Raw genomic sequence first — 21,816 nt, 5'->3', positions numbered from 1 at the left:
GGGGCGGGTCCGACGAACCCGACAATCTCATTACACTTTGCTCCGTGCATCACCGCGGCATTGTACATCAAATGAGAATGCGCTGCGAAGGCGATGCGCCGGGCGGAGTTACTTATACATTAGGATTGAGGTTCTCAGCGGAGTGCGAAGAGCCGGCATACCGGGGAGATGTGCGGGTGCGTCCGGCGTCAGACAACTAATCGTTTCGAAGCGCCTGTACCGGATCGACACGAACCGCGCGCCGGGCGGGGTACATCCCGGCCAGCAGGCTGACCAGTATCCCAAAGGCGATGGAGGCGATAACCAGCAACCAGGGGAGATAGAACATTTCGACCTCGGGCATGCCCCGTGAAACCATGATGCGTTGAATCACCAAGGATGCGATGCGGGAGACAATCCACCCGAGAATGACGCCTCCGATACCGCCGAGAAAGCCGATGATGCCGGATTCCATCAGAAAGAGCCAGCGGATCTGACCATCTTCAGCACCGAGGGACTTCAAAATGCCGATCTCGCGGGTGCGCTCGAGGATCGACATGATCATCGTATTCATAATGCCGAGCGAGGCGACAACAATGGCTATAAAACCGACAATCCCCATCATCAGATCGAACAATAAAAACTGGTCCTTCATTTCCTCGAATTGCTCAATAAAACTGAACGTGCGAAATCCCATATCGTCAATGGCGTCGCGGATAACCGTGTGATCAGTATCCGGCGCCAGTGTCACGACGGCGAGGGAGTAACCCTGCCGTCCTGGAGCGGTCATCATCGAGAGCAGCTCCATCGGATTGCTGAAACTCATTCTATCAAGACCGCCGGCGACACCGGAGGGGATCATAATATCGTGCAATCGGAATCCGAACCGCCCCTGAAAATCCGCGACGCCCGAAACGACAAGACGAACCTCGCTCGCGCCAAGCCCCTCAAGAACAATATCGGCGACCTGGCGTGCCGCATCTTGCAACGGCTCTGAAGCCTTTAGGTCGCGAAGAAGATCCACCGCGAACTCGCGAATGATCATTTTTTTCCCGGTTACCTTGATCAGGATCGAATCGCCGATAATCGAGTCGGGCTCGGCGCCGAGTCTTTCAACGAGCCTTTTATCTAAGACCACCTCATGAACATCATCGGAAGAAAAGAAATTTCCGGCGAGCATCTTCAGCATCCCCGGCTTCTCAACAAAGGCGGCCGGCATCGATTGCGCCATGATAGAGAGCCTCTTCTCTCCCCACTCAATGCGCGCATCAAAGATATCTTCCGGATAAACAAGGGTGACGCCTGGAAGCTGTTCTATCTGCGTCAAGGCGGCATCATCAATGATCGGGGTGGGATTGCCGGCGGCGGCCGCCGAGGAGTCCGCCTCTTTCGACTCTTCCTCCGGAACCGGCATCACATGCAGCGTATGAAAGAGGCCCAGGGATTGAAATTGATCCGACACGTTTTTTTGCGCCCCGAAGGCAAAAGACAGCATCGACACCAGCGCCCCGATGCCAATGACGACACCAGAGATAGTCAGCGCCGAGCGGAGCTTCATCCGCCAGAGATTGCCCATGGCGATAGTAACGAAGTCGCGGTGGATCATGACTGAATGCTGTCATACTTCCTGTGCCATGACAAGAAAACCAGGCCGTGGGGCATCAAGGATGAGAAAAGATCGCGTCTTTTAGGGATGGCCATCGCCACCGCCACGACGGCATTGAATAAATGGGCGATAAGGGCCGCAACTAGATCGATTGCCGCGGCGTCTCTTCAACAATTTTGCCGTAACTCATCTTCAATGTCCGGTGGGCATCCGACACCGCAAGATCCGTGTCGTGCGTTACTAAAATCACCGTCAGTCCCTCTGCGTTCAGCTCCTTTAACAATCTTGAAATTTCGATGGAGGTGTCGCGGTCGAGATTTCCCGTCGGCTCATCAGCCATCAGCATCTTCGGTTGCTTGGCAAGGGCGCGGGCGAGGGAAACCCGCTGTTGTTCGCCGCCAGAAAGGTCGTTCGGGCGGTGGTGCAGCCGATCGGCGAGGCCCAATCGAGCAAGGATTTCCTCGGCCCGCTGGTGCCGCTCCGCCCGGGGCCGGCCGAGAAAGAGCATCCCCAGCTCCACGTTCTGAAGGGCCGTCCGGTGGGGAATCAGGTTGAAAGACTGGAAGACCATCCCGACTTGATGGGCCCGGTAAGCGGCCAGTCGTCGCGAGGAGAAGTCGGAGAGAACACCCTCCGGTGTCGTGATGCAGCCGGAAGAGGGCGTATCAAGTCCGGCTAACAGGTTTAATAAAGTAGACTTACCGGATCCGGAGGCGCCCGTGATACGAGTATATTCGCCCTCCCGGATTTCCAAATCGACACCGTCGACGGCGCGAATCTCCTGTCCGCCGAGACGAAAGATGCGTGTCAGACCCGTGGCGCTCAGCATGCTTCCTCTCATGATCCCTCAGTAATGCCCACTGTTCCGGTATGATTTTCCATGATCCAGTATGCAGATCCTGATTTCGTGCGATTCCCATTGCGACCCTTATAATGTATGCAACTGGAGAGGCTGACAATCCGTATTCATGAGAGTAGTCTTCAACAGGTTAGGCCTCGCCGGGGCTGAATTGGCCTGCCTATCCATACACCACTTATCTGCGTTGGATCTCGGCTTTTTGCGGGGATTGGGTTCGCCTATTGGGGTTGAATATTGGGGTTTGTGCAGAGGAGGTTCTATGAAGTCACTGATGGCACGCGCGTCGCTCATCGCCGTCCTAAGCCTTTTCATGACGACAGTCATCTTTTCGGCGGCATCAGCAAAACCAGGTTATCTTCAGGATCCGGACATCTATGGTGACCGGATTGTTTTTTCAGTTGACGGTGATCTTTGGACGGCAAATACCGACGGTAGCAATGTCCGCCGACTTACAACATTTCCCGGCGATGAACAGCTTGCACATTTTTCGCCGGACGGGAAATGGGTGGCCTTCACAGGAGTGTATGACGGCAATAATGATGTCTATATTATCTCCGCCGATGGAGGAGAACCCACACGCCTGACATGGAATCCTTCCCCCGATATGGTCGTCGGATGGACCCCCGACGGCAAAAAGATCATTTTCCGGAGCTACCGCTACTCACCCACCCATGATGCGGAGTTGTTCACCATACCGGCCGCCGGCGGCGATGTGGAACAGCTGCCCATCGGCCGCGCGGTGATGATCGACATCGATCCCAAGACCGGGCTATGGGCCTTTCACCGGACATGGGGTGGCGGAACCTGGAAGCGGTATCGCGGCGGCACGGCGCCGGAAATCTGGGTGGGGCATCCCGATCGCGCCGATTTCAAAGAAGTAACACACTTCGACGGTAACGATCTCTATCCCATGTTTTTTAACGGCCGGATCTATTTTCTTACCGACCAGGGGGGCACGGGAAATATCTGGTCGATGATGCCGGATGGTTCGGATCGCAAACAGCATACACATCATGACAAATGGGATGCACGCACCACAACGATGGGACCCGACGGCCGGATTATCTATATGTATGCCGGCGGCCTGCATATCTACGATCCATCCACGAATCAGGATCGCGCCGTTGAGATTGATCTTCCCAGTGAGAATACCCTAACCCGGAAACGCTATTCAGATCCGGGGCAGTATATCACCGATTTTACGCTTTCCCCGGATGGTGAACGCGTCGTCATCTCCGCCCGCGGCGAGATTTTCACAATTCCAGTAAAAGATGGTGTCACGCTGCCCATTACAAAGGGAAGCGGCGCCCGCGACAGATTCGTCGATCTTGATCCCAAGGGAAAGAGAATTCTATACATTACCGATGAGAGCAGAGAGCAGGAAATTGTCACAGCTGATTCTTGGGGCCGTGGAGATATCAAGAAATTAACGGTCGCCAAAGAGACGAAGTGGATCCATCCGCCCGTCTGGTCGCCCGATGGCAAGAATATCGCCTATGTCGACCAAGCCCACAACCTATACATTATTGAAGTTGAGGGCAACACCAGGACTAAGGTGGATCAATGTAAAGAGAGCCAGATTAGAAGTTATGAATGGAGTCCTGACGGCCGGTGGCTGGCCTATGACAAACGGAACACGGTCGATTTCGGTTCGATCTTTATCTATGACACACAGGAGAAGGAAATCCATCAGGTCACGAGCTGGTTGACGGACGATCATTCCCCCGCCTGGGATCCCGACGGCAAGTACCTCTATTTCGCCAGTGAACGGAATGTGAATCCCCACATCGGGGCTTTCGATTTCGAGACGATCGCCATTGAATCGGGCAAGCTCTACATGCTTCTTCTTCGCCCCGATGTAGAAAATCCTCTTGCCGACGCCAACGGCATCCCGCCCAAAGCCGGCGACGAAGACAAAAAAGATAAAGACAAAGATAAAGACAAAGACAAAAAGGGCGATAAAGACGAAGACGACGACGGCGATAAAGATGACGACGGCGATAAAGACGACGACGAAGATGAAGACAAGCTGGAACCGGTCGAGATCGAATTTGACGGTCTGGCCGAGCGCGTTCTCGAGCTGCCGGTTGATGCCGGGAATTACCGTGCTCTTGGCGCCGTCAGCGGCAAGCTCTTTTACTTTTCCTCCCCGACGAGGGGAATGGCGGATGGAGATCGCAGGGAGGCCCCGCCGGGATCGATCATGGCCTTTGATCTGGAGGAGAAGGAAGCCGACAAGTTCATGGGCGGTGTCTCCGGGTACAGCCTGCGGGCGGGCGCCAGCAAAATGGCGGTTATGAAAGACCGCGGAGAGATCTATGTTGTCGGCACGGGGAGCCCTCCGGGTGACGATCTATCCGACAGTGCGATCTCGCTGGATGGCGTCATTATCGAGCTCCATCCGCGGGATGAGTGGGAACAGATATTCTATGAGGCGTGGCGGAATCTGCGCGACCATTATTGGGATGAAAGCATGTGCGGCTTGGATTGGGAGGCGATCCGCGACCAGTATGCGACGCTGCTGCCGCTCCTCGGAAATCGGGGGGATCTCCAGGATGTCATCGCGGAGATGATTGGCGAGTTGTCAACCGGTCATACCTATGTCTGGGGAGGCGATAACGCCGTTCGCGTGCCTCATATTTCCACAGGGCTCCTCGGTGCGCGTTTGACGCGGGAGGGTGACTATTTCAAGGTCGATCGGATTTATCACGGTGGTGACCCGGATCGTGTGCGATCGCCGCTGCTTGAGCCGGGAGTTGATATTAAAGAAGGAACCTATATTCTCGCGGTTAATCAAAAGCCTTTCCTAAAGGATCGTCCATTCGAGGCGAGTTTTGAAAACTTCACCGATGTTCCTGTGCTGCTCACAGTTAATGACAAACCCAAAACAGACGGCGCCCGCGATGTTATCGTGACGCCGATCGGATCCGATAGCGAGCTGCGCTATTCCGATTGGGTTCGGCGGAACCGTGAGTATGTCGCAGAGAAAACCGGTGGCAAGATTGGATATATTCATGTTCCCGATATGGGCAGCGACGGGCTCATTGAGTTCGACACCTGGTATTATCCACAGCTGGACAAAGAGGGGATGATCGTTGATGTGCGCTGGAACGGCGGGGGATTTGTATCACAGTTGTTGCTGAGCCGGTTTATGCGGACGATCATCAGTTGGGACCGGCCGCGCTACGGCTCGCCGTCCGTTTATCCTTATAGAACATTAAACGGCCCCTTTGTTGTCCTGACGAACGAGAACGCCGGTTCTGACGGCGATATCTTTCCGGCGGCGGTTCAGCTGGCCGGATTGGCGCCGATCATCGGGACACGCACCTGGGGCGGTGTTGTTGGGATCGATATGAGCAAACCCTTCATCGACAACGGACTTGTAACGCGGCCGGAGTACGCTTGGTGGGATAGCCAAAAGGGCTGGGGGCTTGAAGGCCGTGGTGTCGAGCCCGATATCGAAGTCCGCAATCTGCCACAGGAACTGGCGAAAGGTATCGACAGCCAGCTTAACCGCGGCATTGAAGAGGTTCTGCGGCTACACAAAGAAAAGCCGCCGTTGAAGCCCAACTTCGGACCCGCACCGCGGAAGGATCGCGACGCCTTTAAGAACGAAAATTGATTTAAAGAATAATATCCAGTGACGGTTGAATGAAATTGGCGCCGGGTCCCGATGGATCCGGCGCCATTTAATTAAGTCACCCGTCTTCAATGATTCTTCTTAGTTTTTCCACCGTCTTTTCAATTTCCTTATCCTTCGGCTCGTATCTCAAGTAGCGGGAATAATGATAAAGAGCCTTTTCATACCATCCCAAAAAGTGAAGGGCATCGCCAAGGGCTCGATAACAGACGGCGGCGTCGGGATCGATCTCAAGACAGCGGGCCAATGGAGCCAACGCGGCCGCATAATCCCCGCGCGCAAGGTAAGTGTTTCCAACCAGGAACCAGAAAGCCGAGGGCGTCTCGGCCGGCGGGCCGTATTCAGGTTCCAATCTCGGAATAAGAGGATCAATTGAGAGATCTTTGTCCTGAAGATACCGCGCACCGGCAAGACGGAGCTCAGCAGTGAGGCGGATGCCGGCGGTGAGATATTTCGGATCCGCCGCAAGGGCCTGGATATACAAAACTTCAGCCCTTTTCGCATCGCGTTTTTTAAAGGCCGCGTTTCCCAACACCAGTAAAGCTTCAGGATGTTTCTGTGCTTCGGGAGCCAGGTGTCCTATTAGCGGCGCAACTTCCCTCTGGGGTTCCCATATTTGATACCAAGCGGCTAATTGAACCCGAAGGGCGTCCACGCGGGACATTCCGGGAAGGATCTCACCCGGCCGGGTCACCGAGGGAGGAGGCTTGGGTGTCCATGGTTTTGGATTTTCAATGGCGAAGATGGCGGCGACGCGGGAATACCCGCCACGTGTTGAAAGAATGACCCTCTTGACAAGGCGGAGGCCGTCCGGCACATCCGCGGGGTCCGTGCTCAAAAGAAGATCCTTCAGTTGGGGCGTGACATTCAGCTCCGGCCCGGAGATGAGCAGATAATGCGCACCGCTCTCGCGCAGGTCATCAATGTTCCCATAGGGAATGGGAACCACGGGGGCGTTAAAAAAGGACCCGATGTGGGGTTTGCGGGCTGCGATCGGGGTTGTTGCATTGATCACAACACCGCCTTCTTTTAGCTTTTTCGCGAGTTCCTTTATCGAGACGGCTGGGAAGCTGGAGGTCATCGGATCCATCGATTCCTTGACAACCGCCAGATTTCCAAGGATGGCGACGAGGCCCAGAGAGCCGGCGAGGGTCATAGCGACAAGCCGGCCCCACCTGCGGGCGCCGGAAAGAAATGAAGCGATGACGAAGATGAAAGCAGCGGCGAAAAGAGACCACCAGAGAAGCAGGGGGATCATGAACCGCGAATTATAAAAGATAACCGACATGCCGAGAAAGATCAGCAAACCGCAAAGCGTATAAGCCAGGTACCGGCTCTGCGATAGACGCCGGATGTTGAAGATGAGACCAAGCGCCGCAACGGCGGCGAAAGGAATCCCAACCAGCAGGGTGGCGTCATCCCGCAGGTGATAGTAGACATTCTTAACGGCGACGGTGATAAAATGGGCCGGATCGACCTGCCAGACCTCAAGAAGTGATGAAAAGCTTAATTGCGAAATGAATCTTCCCACCTGTGCCATAGAGGAATTGGCCGTATAGATACCGATCGCGACATTCTGATAGGACCGGTTCCAAAAAGGATCCCCCGTCTTCATCCATAGGAAGAGGCACCAGGGCGCGATGATGATGATCCAAGCTGCAAAAAAAGAGATGAAATGTTTAACGGCGCGCGGGAAGGGACGGAGGGCGATAAAGGCGACAAGAGCGGCGCAGGGGAGAAGAAGGATCCCATTATATCGCGTCAACCATGCCACTCCGGCCGCCGCGCCTGCAAACACCCAATTCCTCAGAGATCTCCGGCCCTCTTGAAGGATCAGTAAAAAAACACCAGCGAGCAGAGCGAAGAAAAGCATATCCGTGCAGGCTCGAAAGGTGTGCTCAATAAATGTTTTGTTGCCGGCGATAAAAAGGATGGCGCAGACGGCAGGCAGGGGGCCGAAGAAGCGCTTCACAATCCCACCGGCCAGGCGCAATCCAGCGGCTGCCGAGACAACCGAGATCACTTTCCCGGTTAGAAATGGATCACGGAATGGGAGTATGAGGAGACCGAGGAGGAGGTGGTAGAACGGGCCCCGGAATCCGTTCATGATGGTTGGATTTCCGGTCATCCACTGCCGGGTGAAGACAACATCATTGTAGAAATCGGTTTCGACCCCGTAATCGCCAATCGGCCGGATCAGGCTCGAGAGGATCAGCCAGCCAAGACCGTAAAGCAGGGAGATAGCGGTCAGGGGATCACGTATCTGAGCTAGAAACCAAGCTATTACAGGCCGGACTCTCAAAGGCCGGTCCGTTGCGGGATGCTTTGTCATGGGCCTGTCGGGGCCTCCTCCCTTTCGATACACCCTGGGATCTGGTAGATTTCCAAGTGAAACAGGATGATCCTCCGGCAAGTTTATACCCAAAACCGATGGAGTCGCCACTCATGAGTAAAGTTTATCTCGTCCCGGCCCAAAGTACGGAAACCAAGGATCAGATCCATCAAAAGATTCGGGCGTTGTGGCGGCAGGCCGGATTGGCAAATTGTTTCCGCAAGCAGGACCTCGCGGCTCTGAAGCTTCACGTGGGGGAGCCGGGCCGCGAACCGCATCTTTCGCCGGTCGTCGCGGCGGCCCTGGTGGACTGTATGAAGGAAGCCGGAGCGAGGCCCTTTCTGACCGATACGGCGGTTCTCTATAAAAGCCGCCGGGATAACGGGGTCGATCATGCGCAGGTAGCCTATGAACATGGATTCTCAATCGAAGGTACGGGCGCGCCGTTTATACCGACAGACGGCTTGAACGGCAGCGAAGAGATTGAGGTGACCGTTTCGGGTAAACATTACAAAACGGTGGCGATCGCCTCGGCCGCGATTCAGGCGCGCAGTATGCTTGTGCTGACCCACGCCACCGGGCATCTTGGAACGGGGTTCGGCGGGGCGCTGAAGAATTTGGGAATGGGACTCAGCGCCAAGAAGGGAAAACTGCGCCAACACAGCGGCCAGCATCCGCATATCGATCTAAAGAAGTGCACCTCCTGTGGAACCTGCGCCGTCTGGTGCCCGGAAAACGCGATCACCGTCAATGCGGGCGCTGAGATTGTGAAGGAACTGTGCATCGGATGCGGCGAGTGCGTGGCCATGTGTCTCGACGGCGCCGTCCGTTTTGATTGGACGATCATGGGCCGGGAGCTTCAAGAGCGGATTGTTGAACACGCCGCCGCCGTTGTCCGGGGCAAGCCTGGGCGGATCGGTTATGTCACCGTGGCGATGGGTATAACAAAAGATTGTGACTGTCTCAGCAAGAGGCAAGATCCCCTTTGCGAAGATATCGGCATCCTTGCGTCGCACGATCCCGTCGCCATTGATCTGGCGGTGATGGAGCTTGTGAAAGAGCGCGCCGGGCGCACGCTCGAATCAATGTCCTATCCCGACCGGGATGGCATGATTCAGATCCACTATGCGGCGGAACTCGGCCTTGGCCAAAGCTCCGCGGAACTTGTGCTGGTTGATTAGTCTAAAAGCGAAGCTCTTCCGCCCCGGCGGCGACGTGAGCGGGGAGAATAATGGCCGGAATGAGGACCCCGGAGGGGGATTGATGGTAGAAGCATGTTACCCTAAGGGGGGGAGATGCTATGAGACAAAAAATTATAAGGAGCCGGGCCATGCATAATCTTCTCGTATTTTTGGCCGTCCTGGCCGGATGGATCTTGCTGCAGTATGTGGTGTTACCGAAACTTGGCATCCGCACCTGAGCCACTTCCGCCTGCCAGGTGGCGGGCCAGAAAGAGGCTCCAAAAGAGAAGGCCCCGGAGAAAAGGCCTGATTAAGTCGGGTTGATAGCTCAGTTAGGACAGTTGACCTTATCTCAAGAGAAGGAATTTGCGTGTTTGAGTGATGCCGTTGCTTTCCAGGGTGTAGAAGTAGATCCCCGCAGGCGCCCGTCGCCCCGCCGGCCCGGAATCGCCCCAGCTAACCTTATATAGGCCAGGCTGTTCCATTCTATGATCCTTCAAAACCGCCACGACCCGGCCCGCTATATCCAGAACACGAAGCGACACGTGAGCGTGGCCGGATAGAAGATATTGGAGCGTGGCGGAACCCCGCGAAGGATTGGGGCAGGGCGGATATAATAGAACCCCCTGCCGCCGCGGCGGATCAAGGACAGAAGACGTCATGGTTTCATTGATCCTGAGCCGGCGATCCGCTGTCACATACCGGAACACTTGGGTTATTCCGCTGGGCCATTGTATCTCCAAGGTATCGATCATTGTTGAGGCCGCCAGGCCGAAAGAGGCGGTTAGGGCGTTCTGCGATAGAGACCCGGCCCCGGTTCCCACTTCTCGGATCTGTTGTTTGCCGCCGACAACGATCCTGATTCTGGAGCCGACACCGAAGGAATTAGAAACCTCTCCTTCGAGATCGATTTGAAGCCAGTGATTCCCCGTCTCGAGATTGTTTTGGAAAAGGTTGTTGTCGCCGTCGCTGTTGGCCACATAGAGATCCAAATCACCGTCGTTGTCATAATCTCCCCATGACGCGCTGTACCCTGCTTCCGGATTGCCAAGAGGAAACTCGGTCGCATCTTCAAATAGACTGCCGCCGATATTGTGCAGCAAAATATTCGACCCGCCCAAAACGGCCACATAGAGATCCAGGTACCCGTCGTTATCATAATCGCCCCAGCAGGCCGAACGCCCGTTCAGCGGGGAGGTCATCGCGCCGTGCGTCTCATCGGTAAAGTATTCGGCGCGCTCATTGTGGAATAAATGATCCGCCGATTCGCGATTCACGACGTAAAGATCCAAATAGCCGTCGTTGTCATAGTCTCCCCATGCCGCGCTGGAACCGCTCGAAGTGTCATTTAGCGGCGGCGCGGTGACATCCATAAATAGTCCGGCGCCGTCATTCCTAAGTAAAAGATTCGGCGCGCTTCCGTTACAAATATACAAGTCCATGTCGCCATCGTTATCGTAATCCCCCCAGGCGCAGCCCCTGCTGTGTTGGGAACCCCCCAAAGGACCGCTGGTCGCATCTGAAAAAGATCCGTCCCCCTCATTTCTGAAAAGTTGGTTGGGCTGGCTATTCGTTCGGGTCACATAGAGATCCAAATCGCCGTCATTGTCATAATCGCTCCACTTTACATCGCACGAGGGCCCTGCTATTTGCAGCAAGTTGTTTGAAGTATCCTCGAATTCAAATGAGCCCAGGTTTCTAAGGAGCTTGTTTTCCTCATTCCAATTGCTTATGTATAAGTCCAATAGGCGGTCATTATCATAATCCCCCCAGGCTGCGCACATGCCGGGACCATCATTATCTAAAGGATCGCTGGTCACATCCACGAAGCCGGCGTTTCCATCGCCGGCAAGAAGCTTGTTGGATTTTTCAAGTCCGGCGAGATAGAGATCCAGATGCCCATCATTATCAGCATCTCCCCAAGCCGCAGCCCTCGTTTCCCGGTTTTTTAGAAGGGAGGTTGTGACATCCGCCCAGGGCGGAGTTGGAGGAAGTGGTATGCATTCCCCCGTGTCAAAAAGATAGTGGAGTCCGCATTCCGAGGTGAAGATCCCTCGATAGTCATGGGCGATCCCCGCGATAACCGCGGTATGGTTATTTTCCAGAGCATTCGGGCCGAAAAGATAATGAAGATAATAGGTATAAACAAGACCGCGTTCCAAGCGGTGACGGCCTTGGAACCCCGCCATACAGGATGTGTCGAGGTACAATTCATAGGGGTTGGTGTCATCGGATCCCAAGAGACAAGCAATGTTTCGTTGTTGGTACTGCTGAAGGACAACATCGGCGCCGGCATCCATATATTCATTTGGGAATCTGAGCCCGTATTTGTAGTCGTTGAACTGCGGGCACAATTCGCTGTCTTGTTCGGAAGGGGTTTCAAATTCATAGGCTGTGCCGGCGACCCATCTCTCATCAGTAAAGTAAAGATAGGATGAGGGATTCGCGATGATATGTTGGACTTCAATGCCGAATTGATCATCCAGGATTGTCGGGATGAGGGAGGCCGCGGCGTAACGATGAGTGAATTGTCCACCGGCGGAATGCCCCACCAAAACAATCTTGCGAAGGGCGGGATTGAGCATTGCCAATCGGAAGAGAATCGTATCGATCACGGCATAAGAACTGATCCGCCAGGGTCTGGGATGTGCGGGCGTGTTCAGCGAGAGATCTCCCTGCCGCCATCCCATATAGGCCCAGAAGGCGATGCCGGAGGGGAGGGAGTGAAGAACAAGATCCTGTTCGGCCAAGAACTGGGGCGCGATCACCATGGTGGAATCGGTCGCGCATCCCGCGAGAGACGCGGCGTCGAGGATGGCTGATAGATATGACTCGGCGTTGCGAAGGGTTCCATGGATAACAATAATAGCGCGGGTAATACCGGAATGGGGTATATCGGGATCGTGGGTCGCGTCGCAAGGGATGGAGCAGTTATATCCATCGAGTTGGAGAGAAATCCGGCCGGATGAGACATTCTCTACAACGTCGGATGAATCGATAAAGGTCGCCGCTGCGGGAGAGTGCGAGATATTCTCAGCGGGGCTGTCTTCCGGCTGGACAGACACGGTAAGAAAAGCCGCGATGAAACAGCAGTTGATAGCCGCAATAGAAAACCTCACACCTCCCCCCAAAAGGCTATTTCAGAAAATACTATTTAAGGAAAATAAGCTGGCGGGTCGCATTCCGCTCTCCCGCCTTAAGACGATAAAAATAGATTCCCGATGGCACGGGATGGCCGCTGCGATCAAGGCCGTCCCACACAATCGATTGCATCCCGGTATTGAGAGGCTCATTAACCAGATGCCTCAAAATACGACCTTGGACATCATAAATGGCGAGATCGACCGGACCCGGGCGGTCCAATGTAAACCGGATGGTGGTCGTTGCGGATGCCGGATTCGGTTGATTTTGGTAAAGGGCGAAAGAGAGCCGATCAGCCTCGAGATCAGCGACATCCGAGCCCTGAAGATTTACCGGTTCAAAACGTATCGCGCGCCCGCTTGCGAGAGACGCCGCCCCCTGGGGATAACTGTTCCAGAAGGTGTACAGAAGCCCGTCGGTATGTGTTTCGTTTTCGATGCCGACGGTGGCATAGTTGCCGCCGGAGTCGATATTTGAAATCGTGTGATACTGAAAGACTATGATGCCGTCTCCCGTGTCCGTCGGGTAGTAGCCGGGATCGTAGAGGATCGCCTGGAATGTTTCGGTTGCGGCTCCAACATTGTTTCTCATCCGGCTCCACTGCACGATCCAGCGATGATTTTGGGAATCATACAATTGGAAGACCTTGCCGCCGCTGACCTCCTGCAGATCGTCCCAAAAGACAGCCAGCATTGAGTTCGGGCTTCCCGCACCGGGAATTGTCCAATTGCGGTAATTAACAAGATATGTCGAGCCCATCGACATCCACCCATTCGAGCAGATGGTCGCCCTGCTAAACGACCGTCCGTAGTACTGGAAGGCGAATGGGATATCGACGGTGGTCGATTTATCCTGGGAGTCTCCATAATCCCCCAGCGTGACCTGTTGGCCATACCCACCGTAACCCGGATCAATTTCAATCCAATTGTAGGCCGGCGCCTTGTCATAGGCTGTATCGGTATTATCAAAGGCCCAATAACCATAGAGGTCGGGGCCGATCGGATCACCGGCGGCGCGGGTGCCGATGGTAACGCCGACGTAGGATGTATCGCGCACGCCGCCCGAGAACTCTGTAGTGATCGCTAGATTTGCCAAGTATCCTGGATAGACATGAGAGCTGGCGCTAATCCCAAAGTGATCAGCAGCATTGTCGCCGGTGGCTCCGATGTTGATAGTGCCGAAGCTTCCTGCTGCATCGAGCACTTCGATGACGGGACTTAACGAAACGAGTGTGCCGGTGACATTCGATGCGATGGCGGCGCCGGTATTCTTGAGTTTTACACTGAGCTCCCCTGTCTCGCCCGGATCCAGAATCTCATCGCCCCCGACATTGTGGAGGTTATACGATTCCATCGCCAATTCCGCGGCGGTGATTTTTAACTCAAGAATGGAATGCCAATAGTTGCCGCCGTCCGTCACATCTAAATCGAACCTGAGCGTGCGGTCATTGGGAGATCCGAGGCCGATTTCGATATCGAAATCATCGGCGCTCCAGGCGCTGGCGCCCCCGGAGATATCTCCGAAGGTTTCCGTACCGTCGGTGATCGTCACATACGGATCGTCGGATGACAGGGCCGCCGTCACGCCGGTGGCGTTGATATATCCGTAATTCCGTACCTGAACCGTCAGCTCAATGGTTTCGCCCGGGTTTATCAATCCGTCATTATTTCCGGAGCTCGTGCCGGTATTGTCGTCATCAATGGTGGAACTCTGATAGGAGACGAGAAGCACCGGGTCGGTAACAGGGACGGTGGCGAGATAGGGGTGCTTGTTGTGTTGTGTCACGGTGACAAGCAGATCCCCTGTTGTCTCGGCGGTGATGGGAAGCTCTACTTGGCCGTTGGAATCTGTGTACCCCACGACATACGTCTCGCCTTCTTTCAGCAGGCAGACCTGTGCATGCGCCACAGTAAATGGCCCATCTTTGACCGTGAGAGCGAAGCTGTTTGTTCCGCGGTAAATGGATGACGGATGAGTTACCGTCAGAATCCTGGGAACGGCGGTCCAGACCTCTCCAGCGGGATCGCCCATCAGGTTGTTCCAGTGCGACCAGATTTCGACTTTGGTGGGCTCATCCTTGTTGTAATTCAGAAACATTTCCATCTTACCGCGGGTCAGCGCGGCGCCCATCTCGAATTGTTGTTCGTACAGCAATCCCTGGAAGATCCCATAGTGCATGCAATTGTTATAGCGTGTGTGCGTCCCGGTCGTCGCCGTGCCGATCGATCCGACCCCGCCGCCGGGCACGAGTGTAGGGCTCACGCTTCCCGAACGAAGGAATCCCTCGGAGAAGGCTGTGCCGGATGCGAAGGATCCGGTGTCGCAGGTAATGTTAACGCAGAAAGGCATCTTCCAGCCGTTTGTCAGCGCGTAAGCGTAACTGTTACTCCAGCTGCTCATCCCCCACCAGCCGCGGTAACTGAAGACCGTATCCCCGCGGTTGAGCTTCTGCTGCATTTTGGCAACGAAGGATTCCGTCCAAATTGTGTCGACCTCGGTGTAGCCGAGCTTCAACAATCCCGTCTTCACCCATTGGTTGACATAGACCGCCGAGATCCCGGTCTGATTGTATTGGTCTCCCACGACGCAGCCACGGGTGAACCAATCGGTTTCATCCATATAGGGCGTGCTTTCATACCCAACGGTCTTTCCGACGATTAGTTCGTAATGATCCAGGCTGCTGCAGGTGATCCGGCCGATATGAACATCGGCAAGCACATCGCCGCCTTCCAATTGGGTGTAAGGATGGTCTCCCTCGCCGTAGTATCCGGAGAGGTATTCCGTAAAAGTATTCACCTGATAGGGTGTCGTCGCGTCACCGGCCAGGCAGACAAACTCCAAGGGCGGGTCGGCGGTGTTATAGACGGTCTGTATATAATTCTTTATGGAGCTGGCGCTGGTGCCCGTCTCAGCGGTGGTTGTCAGGATAACCGGAGATCCCTTCCGTGTCCGCCAATCGACAAGCGGTTGCAAGCGGCTGATGACGCCCGCGATGTTGGGGCAGATAATGAGATACGTTCCGGGCATAATGGTCGCGGGATCGGGTTCTTCATAGTTAAGGATAACGCTCTTGTAAAGCTGGTTGAAGCTGGGCGTGATGTGCCGCATGTTGGGTTCGCGGGAATTACGTAAATCGACGCCCGCAAATTGCACATTGACATGAAGCCGGCGCGTGATCAGCAACTCATCCCGGGCGGGATTGTACCGAACCGGCCTGAAGGTCAGCGGAATAACACGGAAATCTCTGAGGATCGCCGGGTCACCGATTTCAGCCAGCGGCATGTCGCCGAAGTCGTCGCGCAGATACGATTCGGGACTATACAAGAGGTCCGTTTCATTGGCACCCTGCAGGGGCATGACCCTGTATCCCGCGAGGAGTTCTTCCTCCTCGGCGTTAAAGGTGATGCTGACACCGGATTGGTTCGGAATCGCGATCAGGCGTGTGTAGGTTGGGAGAGCCGGCTCCCCCTCGACGCCGGACAACCCCCCCCCGGGGATCGCGATTTCCTGAAAATTCAATCCATTCAGAGTGACCGGATCCATCGTGATTTCCGGCAGCTCAAAGAGAAGCTGGAACCCATCATCACCTGATTGAAGAATTTGAATCTCCGGACTTTGCCCTTGCAGCGCCTGCAGTGAGCCGGCGAGCGCGGGCGAAGTACTGAAACCTGATACCAGTAACAAAAGGATGCAAATCCCTGTATTGATAGCGCGACGCTTCACAGCTTCCCCTCCATGTAAAAGAACAGGCACCATACGGCCGTTTAAACAGCTGAGGGACTGAGACACGGATGACGTGGCTAAGTCACTGCCATCCAGTCAGTTGTTATCAATTATACTACAAAGAAGGGGGAATTGTCGAATGGGCTCCCACATAGGTTAGGATGTCCCCTGAGAGCGTCGCAGGCGATTGTGAATCAATGCGTTACGGCATTCTCTCGAAGCTTTTCCAAGGACGAGTCCCGTGGCGGCGGAATGATGACGGGATCAGCTTTTTGTCCAAATTCGGGTATTCAAGTTTAGATCGTCGACAATTCCGGTCGCCAATTGGAGATCCTCGAAATACTCCCGGGCGAGCTCGAAATCCATCAGGGTGCTGAAAATCCGAGGCTCAAACATATTTTTCCGCGTCGTGATCGCCACATTCACATTGGAATTCACAAACGAGATATAGATATTATATCCGGTCTTCTTTTTAAATTCTACAATTCGCCGCATAAGACTGGTAGAAAGGATATACCTTGCCTCGATTTGGTCGTCGCCATAAACAACAAAGAGCTTTTCGAACTCTGGATCCTCAAGCTTTACCAATTCACCGTGGTGCTTGAAAACGTTCTGGAATTTATTTCCGAGAAATCCAAAAAGCCGCTCCGCCGTGTCGGGAAGAACGACTGTAACACCATTGAAATTTTTGTTGAAGTCCCCAATAAAAAATAATCCTTTGAATATTGTGTGCCATTCTGTGCGGCGCCGGCCCTTGCTGTCCGTATGTTCGGTTTTGTACTCGGCATGTATTTCAGAAAACTTAATGGCTGTTGCATCGAGCTTTCCCGAAACGCAATCCTCCCCGCCGTAACGGTCAATCTGATGCTTGAAGATGCGGCTGGCAACGAATTGTTGCTGCGTAACGTGACCAGTGGGCGAGTAAGCGAGGCTGGGGTCCAGGTATTTCACGATATCGCCGACGATTCTGCGTTTGAATTCAGCGACGAATTTTACGGTCAGGCGCGCGTAGAAGATCATGATGGCGACAAAACTCAATCCGGCCGTTATGAATAGAAGCCAATCCGGTGCATTTATCAAGTACAATGCAAAGATCAGAAGACCACCCGCAATGATAATGGCGGACGCGATCCGCACGAACTTCCTGCTGATCCTTGCGCGCCACCCCTCGAGTTCCAGGAGAACCGGTTTCAGATCTTTTTCATAGTGCTGCTGAAACTCAGCAATTGTCTTCATATACTTACCAGCCGTTGGTTTTATGCCCTGAACAGGTCACCGACATTCGGGTTTTGGCGTTCGGATTCCGGAATTTCAAAGAGTTGCCGTCTTTTATAGCCCATCATGCCTGCCATGATATTGGTCGGGAACATCTCAACAGCATTGTTGAAATCTGTAACAGATGCGTTAAACGATCTTCTGGCCGCGGAGATCTGCTCTTCAACTTCGTTAAGCGTACGTTGCAGTTGCTGGAAGTTTTCACTGGCCTTGAGATCCGGATAGTTTTCAACGGCCACCATGATGCCGCCTAGGGCCCGACCGATTTTATTGTTAAGATCGACGGCTTCATCGGAAGAAAGGGTGCCGGATGTCGCCTTTGCGCGAAGTTCTGTGATTTCTGTCAAGACACCGGCCTCATGCTTCATATATTGCTTCACAGCGGACACGAGATTCGGAATAAGGTCATAACGTTTCTTAAGCAGCGTATCAATGCCGGCGAAGGCGTTTTCGACCTGGTTCTTTTTCCCGATAAGGCTGTTGTACATAATAAAAATCGTAATCAGCACAACAAAGATAAGTCCAAGAATTATGAGCATGTTCATCTCCTTTTTGTCCGGCAGGCAATGCGCCGCCGGCTATTCTTTTAAAAATATCGGGTTTTGGGTCAAAGGAAGCGGCTCCCGAATCATGGCGTCCTTAAACTCCATCTCTTCAATAAGTATGGAGGGCGTGATAATTGAAGCAGGGTACCGAATGCCGGAGAAGCCGGTTGTCTGCCTGAAATTAAACAGCTTTGGATCCTTGCCCATGATCACAACGTCGCGCAGGGAGCGGATCGTTACCTCATCGAAGCCGAGGCCGCGAACGGGTTCGATGCGCCCATCATCGGCATAAACGCAGTACATGATAATGGGGGATGTCAGCAAGGCGTTGCCATCATTATTCTGTTCCGTCCACTGATAGGGACGGGAGACATCCGGATCATCTATACGTGTTATCAAGAGGCCGTATTCATTTCCGAATTCCTTGCAGAGCCGCCTTAGCTCATTATGAAGATCTTTGTTGGTTTTATCTGATTTGATCACCAAAGTGGTGATTCCAGGAACTGTCCATTGATTCTGCAAGGATCTTGCATGGCCGTTTGTCTCTGCAAGCTTCTTTATCGGCCGCCGGGTCATCGGCAGGGTGGTAAGCCGCCCCGCCTTGACGAGGGCGATATCACGGCAAGGAACCCCCTCATCGTCGACTGAACGGTGTCCCAGACAGGCGGCGCCCTCCCATTTTTTCCGGCTGGGCTCATCGGTCACGGTGATGAATTCGGGGAAGATCCTGCGATTCAATTTCCCCGCCAGTTTTGAATCCGGGAGTTGGTCCTTTATCCACTCCTCGGCGACCAGGGGCGCGCGAGCCGGGGACAGTTGACTTATAAAAAGCTGCGAGAAGAACTGGGCCGCCGCATACCCTTCAAAGAGGACGGGGCCCGCATATTCATCCAGCGCCGGTGCGGAAACCATCTCCTGCAGCTCGATGGCCATCTTGCGAACATCTGCGGTTAGTTTTTCTCTTGCTGGCAATGGATCGTCATCACGCAGGGCGATGCGATAGAAATTGGAGAGACGCTGTCCGTCGGACGCCTGCGCTGTCGCCTTCACTTCGAGGTACTGGTACAGATATCCGCTCAATGTCCGGCTGCCTTCGGAGTTTATAAAACGCTTATTAACCGACACCCCGATATATTCAACAGACCAATCCTGAAGCTCCCTGAATTCCCGCAGAACTTCCGCGATTGAAGTGACCTCCTTTTCCCATTCCTCCGGGGTCGTCTTCAACAGCATTGGTTCTTCCAGATAGATATTGGGCTCTGCGACGCTCATATCCGGGATCTCTTCCTTGGGGGGGTTGGCCTGCAGATACGCCTCTTTTCGTGATAGGTTTTCAAGGGCGGTTTTGTATGCCGTATCGGTGAGAAGCCAGAGGTGATGTCTCAGGCCTTGAATATCATCATCAATAGGCAATTCATCCCGCATATTGTATAAATCCCGCCAGTCGCGAACAAAGTAGCTGTTATCGCGGGCGGGATTGCCGACACGGAGATCGATCGTCAGGTATCGATTTTGCTGGCGGCTTGAGTGGGTTAGAGCGCCGTATCGCGAGGCGACGTGGATGTAATCGTTATCTTGAATTTTATAGCTTAAAAAATATGGTTTCGGCATCTCGTCGAAAAACAGGTGATTTATGGATCGATGAAGCTCCGATTCCATTGCCGTGAAAACGGGATCCACCGGTTCGGTGCAATGGGCGGCCGATTGAAACGACAGCAGCGCCGCGAAGACCAGTATGAGACGATGAAATGTTCTCATGGCATCTCCCCCCCTTCGGATTCTTCTTTGGATCCTTCCAATAACGGCGGCGGCAAGATAGGGGGGCGATCCTGGCCCTTCCGGCGTTTTTCAACCTCGATTTCCGCGACGAGAAGGCTTGGAGAAATGGCGGAAACGGGCACATTCCCTGATTCCGCGCCGCAGGTGCCGTTAAATACGGCGTCATCCTGCGCCGCCATCAGAATCTTGCTGAAGCAGGTCAGCGGCGTACCGACAATGTCGACACCTCTTACAACCTCATCCGGCCGGCCATCGGTATGAACCCGATACACCAAAAGGGGATTCACCTTGAAGGCCTGGGGTCCGCCGCGCCCCGTCATCGTGAATCCGCCTGAGATATCGTCGAAAATGAGGCCGTACGGTTTGTTCTGCCGCTTGCATTCTTCTATTAACATGGCCCGCAGTTCACTATAGGGAACCCTTCTCTCCGACTCTATGACCAGGTTCCCTTGGCGGGCGACGACATCGTATCCCGCCTGCCTCCGGCCATGGCCGTTACTCTTGGGGAAATTATTGATAGGCGAGCGGCTCGTTAGAAAATTCTTCAGGACGCCCTTCTCAACCACGGTGACCCGCTCCGCCGGCGTACCCTCGTCGTCGAATTTGTAGTACCCCCGAAGATCATCATTGTTGAATTGTTGGAGCGTTGCGTCGTCATAAACACTTATAAATTCGGGGAGAATCTGCTGTCCGACTTTTTTTGTGAAGGTTTGCCCCTCGCTCTCGCTCTTCTGCCGATGGCCTTCAATCCGATGCCCGAAGATTTCGTGGAAAAAAACGCCGCTGGCCCTGTGGCGGAGAATGGCTGGACCGATATAGGGCTCGACCATCGGCGCGTTGATCAAGAGCTCCAACTCCGTAACAAGGCGCTCCGCGTCGGCCATGATGGTTTCGGCATCCGGGAAGTTGGTGATCGCCGCCGCGGCATAATAATGCGATCGATTCAGAACCATGCCGTCTTCAGCCATTCCCTCTATGGAGAGGGACAGGCGGTGATAGTGATTGCCATGCTGTAACCGGTCCCCGTCGCTATTGACCAGGTAGGTGGCGTTATCCTGCACGGAAAATCTGACCTGCGATTCTTTGACGAAGGGGACGGAGGCAAAATACCTCCCGGCCAAGCCTATGACATCCCGCCAATACTTCTCATCATATTGCGCAATAGAGATGGCTTCGGTGAATTGATGCGGTTCTCCAGGCGAAAAATCATTGGAAAGGTCCTCTTCCTCGACCATGACCTGTCTATTGCTCAAGACCTTTGTGTAGCGTTCCTGGGCCTTGCGGTATTGGTACTCCGTTTCACTCCAGAGCGCCGCGGCGATCGATCCGGGGTCGTTATCCAATGGGAAATAGATAACCCGGCGGCCGTCATAGTTGTCGCGCCAATTGCCGCCACGGATTTCGTGCGTATTGTCCAGATCCATGGATCCAACTCTGAGATCGACATCCAGAAACCGTTCATGCATGGCATGCGGAGCCTCGAATCCCCCATTGCTCATGGAGAGGTTGAAAGAACATTGCTCCGTTACAGCATACTGAAGGTAATAGAGGGGGATCTCGGAGGCCGAGGACAGGTTGTCCATCGACCGGGTCAGCTCAGTCTGCAAGATATCCAGGATCCCAGTGCCTGGAATAGCCGCCGCAACCGCTTCTTGTCCCGAGAAGAGGGGCGCCGGAAAAAGGGGCGCCAAAAGAAGGAGTCCGGCGGCGAAGGCCAGAATGAGGTATCGAACCATAATTCCTCCGGTAGGGTTAA

12 protein-coding genes are annotated in these 21,816 nt (G+C 54.2%); 3 read left to right on the top strand and 9 right to left on the bottom strand.

The window, feature by feature from the left end:
- Window positions 1-200: hypothetical protein (locus tag KJ970_15665; GenBank protein MBU2692360.1), on the top strand; the 200-nt coding region annotated here is incomplete at its 5' end.
- Here the strand turns inward: KJ970_15665 and KJ970_15660 are convergent.
- Both KJ970_15660 and KJ970_15655 read right to left on the bottom strand, forming a co-directional pair.
- Window positions 197-1,585, bottom strand: a complete 1,389-nt coding sequence (locus KJ970_15660) for an ABC transporter permease (GenBank protein MBU2692359.1) — start codon at window positions 1,583-1,585, stop codon at window positions 197-199. The genes KJ970_15665 and KJ970_15660 overlap by 4 nt on opposite strands.
- 142 nt (window positions 1,586-1,727) lie before the next feature.
- On the bottom strand, window positions 1,728-2,414 hold the full coding sequence (locus KJ970_15655) for an ABC transporter ATP-binding protein (GenBank protein ID MBU2692358.1): 687 nt from the start codon (window positions 2,412-2,414) through the stop codon (window positions 1,728-1,730).
- A 289-nt stretch (window positions 2,415-2,703) separates the two neighbouring features.
- Here KJ970_15655 and KJ970_15650 point away from each other — a divergent pair, with 289 nt between their 5' ends.
- A complete protein-coding gene (locus KJ970_15650) occupies window positions 2,704-6,066 on the top strand; it encodes a PDZ domain-containing protein (GenBank protein ID MBU2692357.1) in 3,363 nt (1,120 codons plus the stop codon).
- A gap of 76 nt (window positions 6,067-6,142) precedes the next feature.
- Here the strand turns inward: KJ970_15650 and KJ970_15645 are convergent, their stop codons facing one another.
- Window positions 6,143-8,416: a glycosyltransferase family 39 protein gene (locus tag KJ970_15645; protein ID MBU2692356.1), complete on the bottom strand. Its 2,274-nt coding sequence runs from the start codon at window positions 8,414-8,416 to the stop codon at window positions 6,143-6,145.
- Window positions 8,417-8,529: 113 nt separating this feature from the next.
- Between KJ970_15645 and KJ970_15640 the strand changes: the two genes are divergently transcribed.
- Entirely contained in the window at window positions 8,530-9,597 is a 1,068-nt protein-coding gene (locus KJ970_15640) for a DUF362 domain-containing protein (protein MBU2692355.1), read from the top strand.
- Between the two features lie 347 nt (window positions 9,598-9,944).
- Here the strand turns inward: KJ970_15640 and KJ970_15635 are convergent, their stop codons facing one another.
- The 6 genes from KJ970_15635 to KJ970_15610 form a co-directional block, all read right to left on the bottom strand.
- Window positions 9,945-12,716 carry a VCBS repeat-containing protein gene (locus KJ970_15635; GenBank protein ID MBU2692354.1) on the bottom strand — a complete coding sequence of 924 codons (2,772 nt, stop codon included), beginning with the start codon at window positions 12,714-12,716 and terminating at the stop codon, window positions 9,945-9,947.
- Window positions 12,717-12,747: 31 nt separating this feature from the next.
- Window positions 12,748-16,461, bottom strand: coding sequence for a T9SS type A sorting domain-containing protein (locus KJ970_15630; GenBank protein MBU2692353.1), 3,714 nt, complete (start codon window positions 16,459-16,461; stop codon window positions 12,748-12,750).
- Window positions 16,462-16,725: 264 nt separating this feature from the next.
- The gene (locus KJ970_15625) at window positions 16,726-17,697 is read right to left on the bottom strand and encodes a DUF3137 domain-containing protein (GenBank protein MBU2692352.1); all 972 of its coding nucleotides are present in this window, start codon (window positions 17,695-17,697) and stop codon (window positions 16,726-16,728) included.
- 20 nt (window positions 17,698-17,717) lie between these two features.
- Complete coding sequence (locus KJ970_15620; protein MBU2692351.1) at window positions 17,718-18,275, bottom strand: LemA family protein; 558 nt, start codon at window positions 18,273-18,275, stop codon at window positions 17,718-17,720.
- Between the two features lie 39 nt (window positions 18,276-18,314).
- Window positions 18,315-20,039 carry a hypothetical protein gene (locus KJ970_15615; GenBank protein MBU2692350.1) on the bottom strand — a complete coding sequence of 575 codons (1,725 nt, stop codon included), beginning with the start codon at window positions 20,037-20,039 and terminating at the stop codon, window positions 18,315-18,317.
- A complete protein-coding gene (locus tag KJ970_15610; GenBank protein ID MBU2692349.1) occupies window positions 20,036-21,796 on the bottom strand; it encodes a hypothetical protein in 1,761 nt (586 codons plus the stop codon). Before KJ970_15610 ends, KJ970_15615 begins: the two co-directional genes overlap by 4 nt.
- Between the last annotated feature and the right edge of the window lie 20 nt (window positions 21,797-21,816).

The sequence above is a fragment of the Candidatus Eisenbacteria bacterium genome (assembly GCA_018831195.1).
Lineage (GTDB): Bacteria > Eisenbacteria > RBG-16-71-46 > CAIMUX01 > JAHJDP01 > JAHJDP01.
Note: the sequence above shows the minus strand (reverse complement) of the source record. Positions and strands in the feature narration are given on the sequence as shown.

Excerpts from the sequence above, each read along its gene's own strand:
- KJ970_15620 (MBU2692351.1), bottom strand. The coding sequence starts at position 18,275 with ATGCTCATAATTCTTGGACTTATCTTTGTTGTGCTGATTACGATTTTT.
- KJ970_15645 (MBU2692356.1), bottom strand. The coding sequence starts at position 8,416 with ATGACAAAGCATCCCGCAACGGACCGGCCTTTGAGAGTCCGGCCTGTA.
- KJ970_15650 (MBU2692357.1), top strand. The coding sequence starts at position 2,704 with ATGAAGTCACTGATGGCACGCGCGTCGCTCATCGCCGTCCTAAGCCTT.
- KJ970_15655 (MBU2692358.1), bottom strand. The coding sequence starts at position 2,414 with ATGCTGAGCGCCACGGGTCTGACACGCATCTTTCGTCTCGGCGGACAG.
- KJ970_15615 (MBU2692350.1), bottom strand. The coding sequence starts at position 20,039 with ATGAGAACATTTCATCGTCTCATACTGGTCTTCGCGGCGCTGCTGTCG.
- KJ970_15610 (MBU2692349.1), bottom strand. The coding sequence starts at position 21,796 with ATGGTTCGATACCTCATTCTGGCCTTCGCCGCCGGACTCCTTCTTTTG.
- KJ970_15625 (MBU2692352.1), bottom strand. The coding sequence starts at position 17,697 with ATGAAGACAATTGCTGAGTTTCAGCAGCACTATGAAAAAGATCTGAAA.
- KJ970_15640 (MBU2692355.1), top strand. The coding sequence starts at position 8,530 with ATGAGTAAAGTTTATCTCGTCCCGGCCCAAAGTACGGAAACCAAGGAT.
- KJ970_15660 (MBU2692359.1), bottom strand. The coding sequence starts at position 1,585 with ATGATCCACCGCGACTTCGTTACTATCGCCATGGGCAATCTCTGGCGG.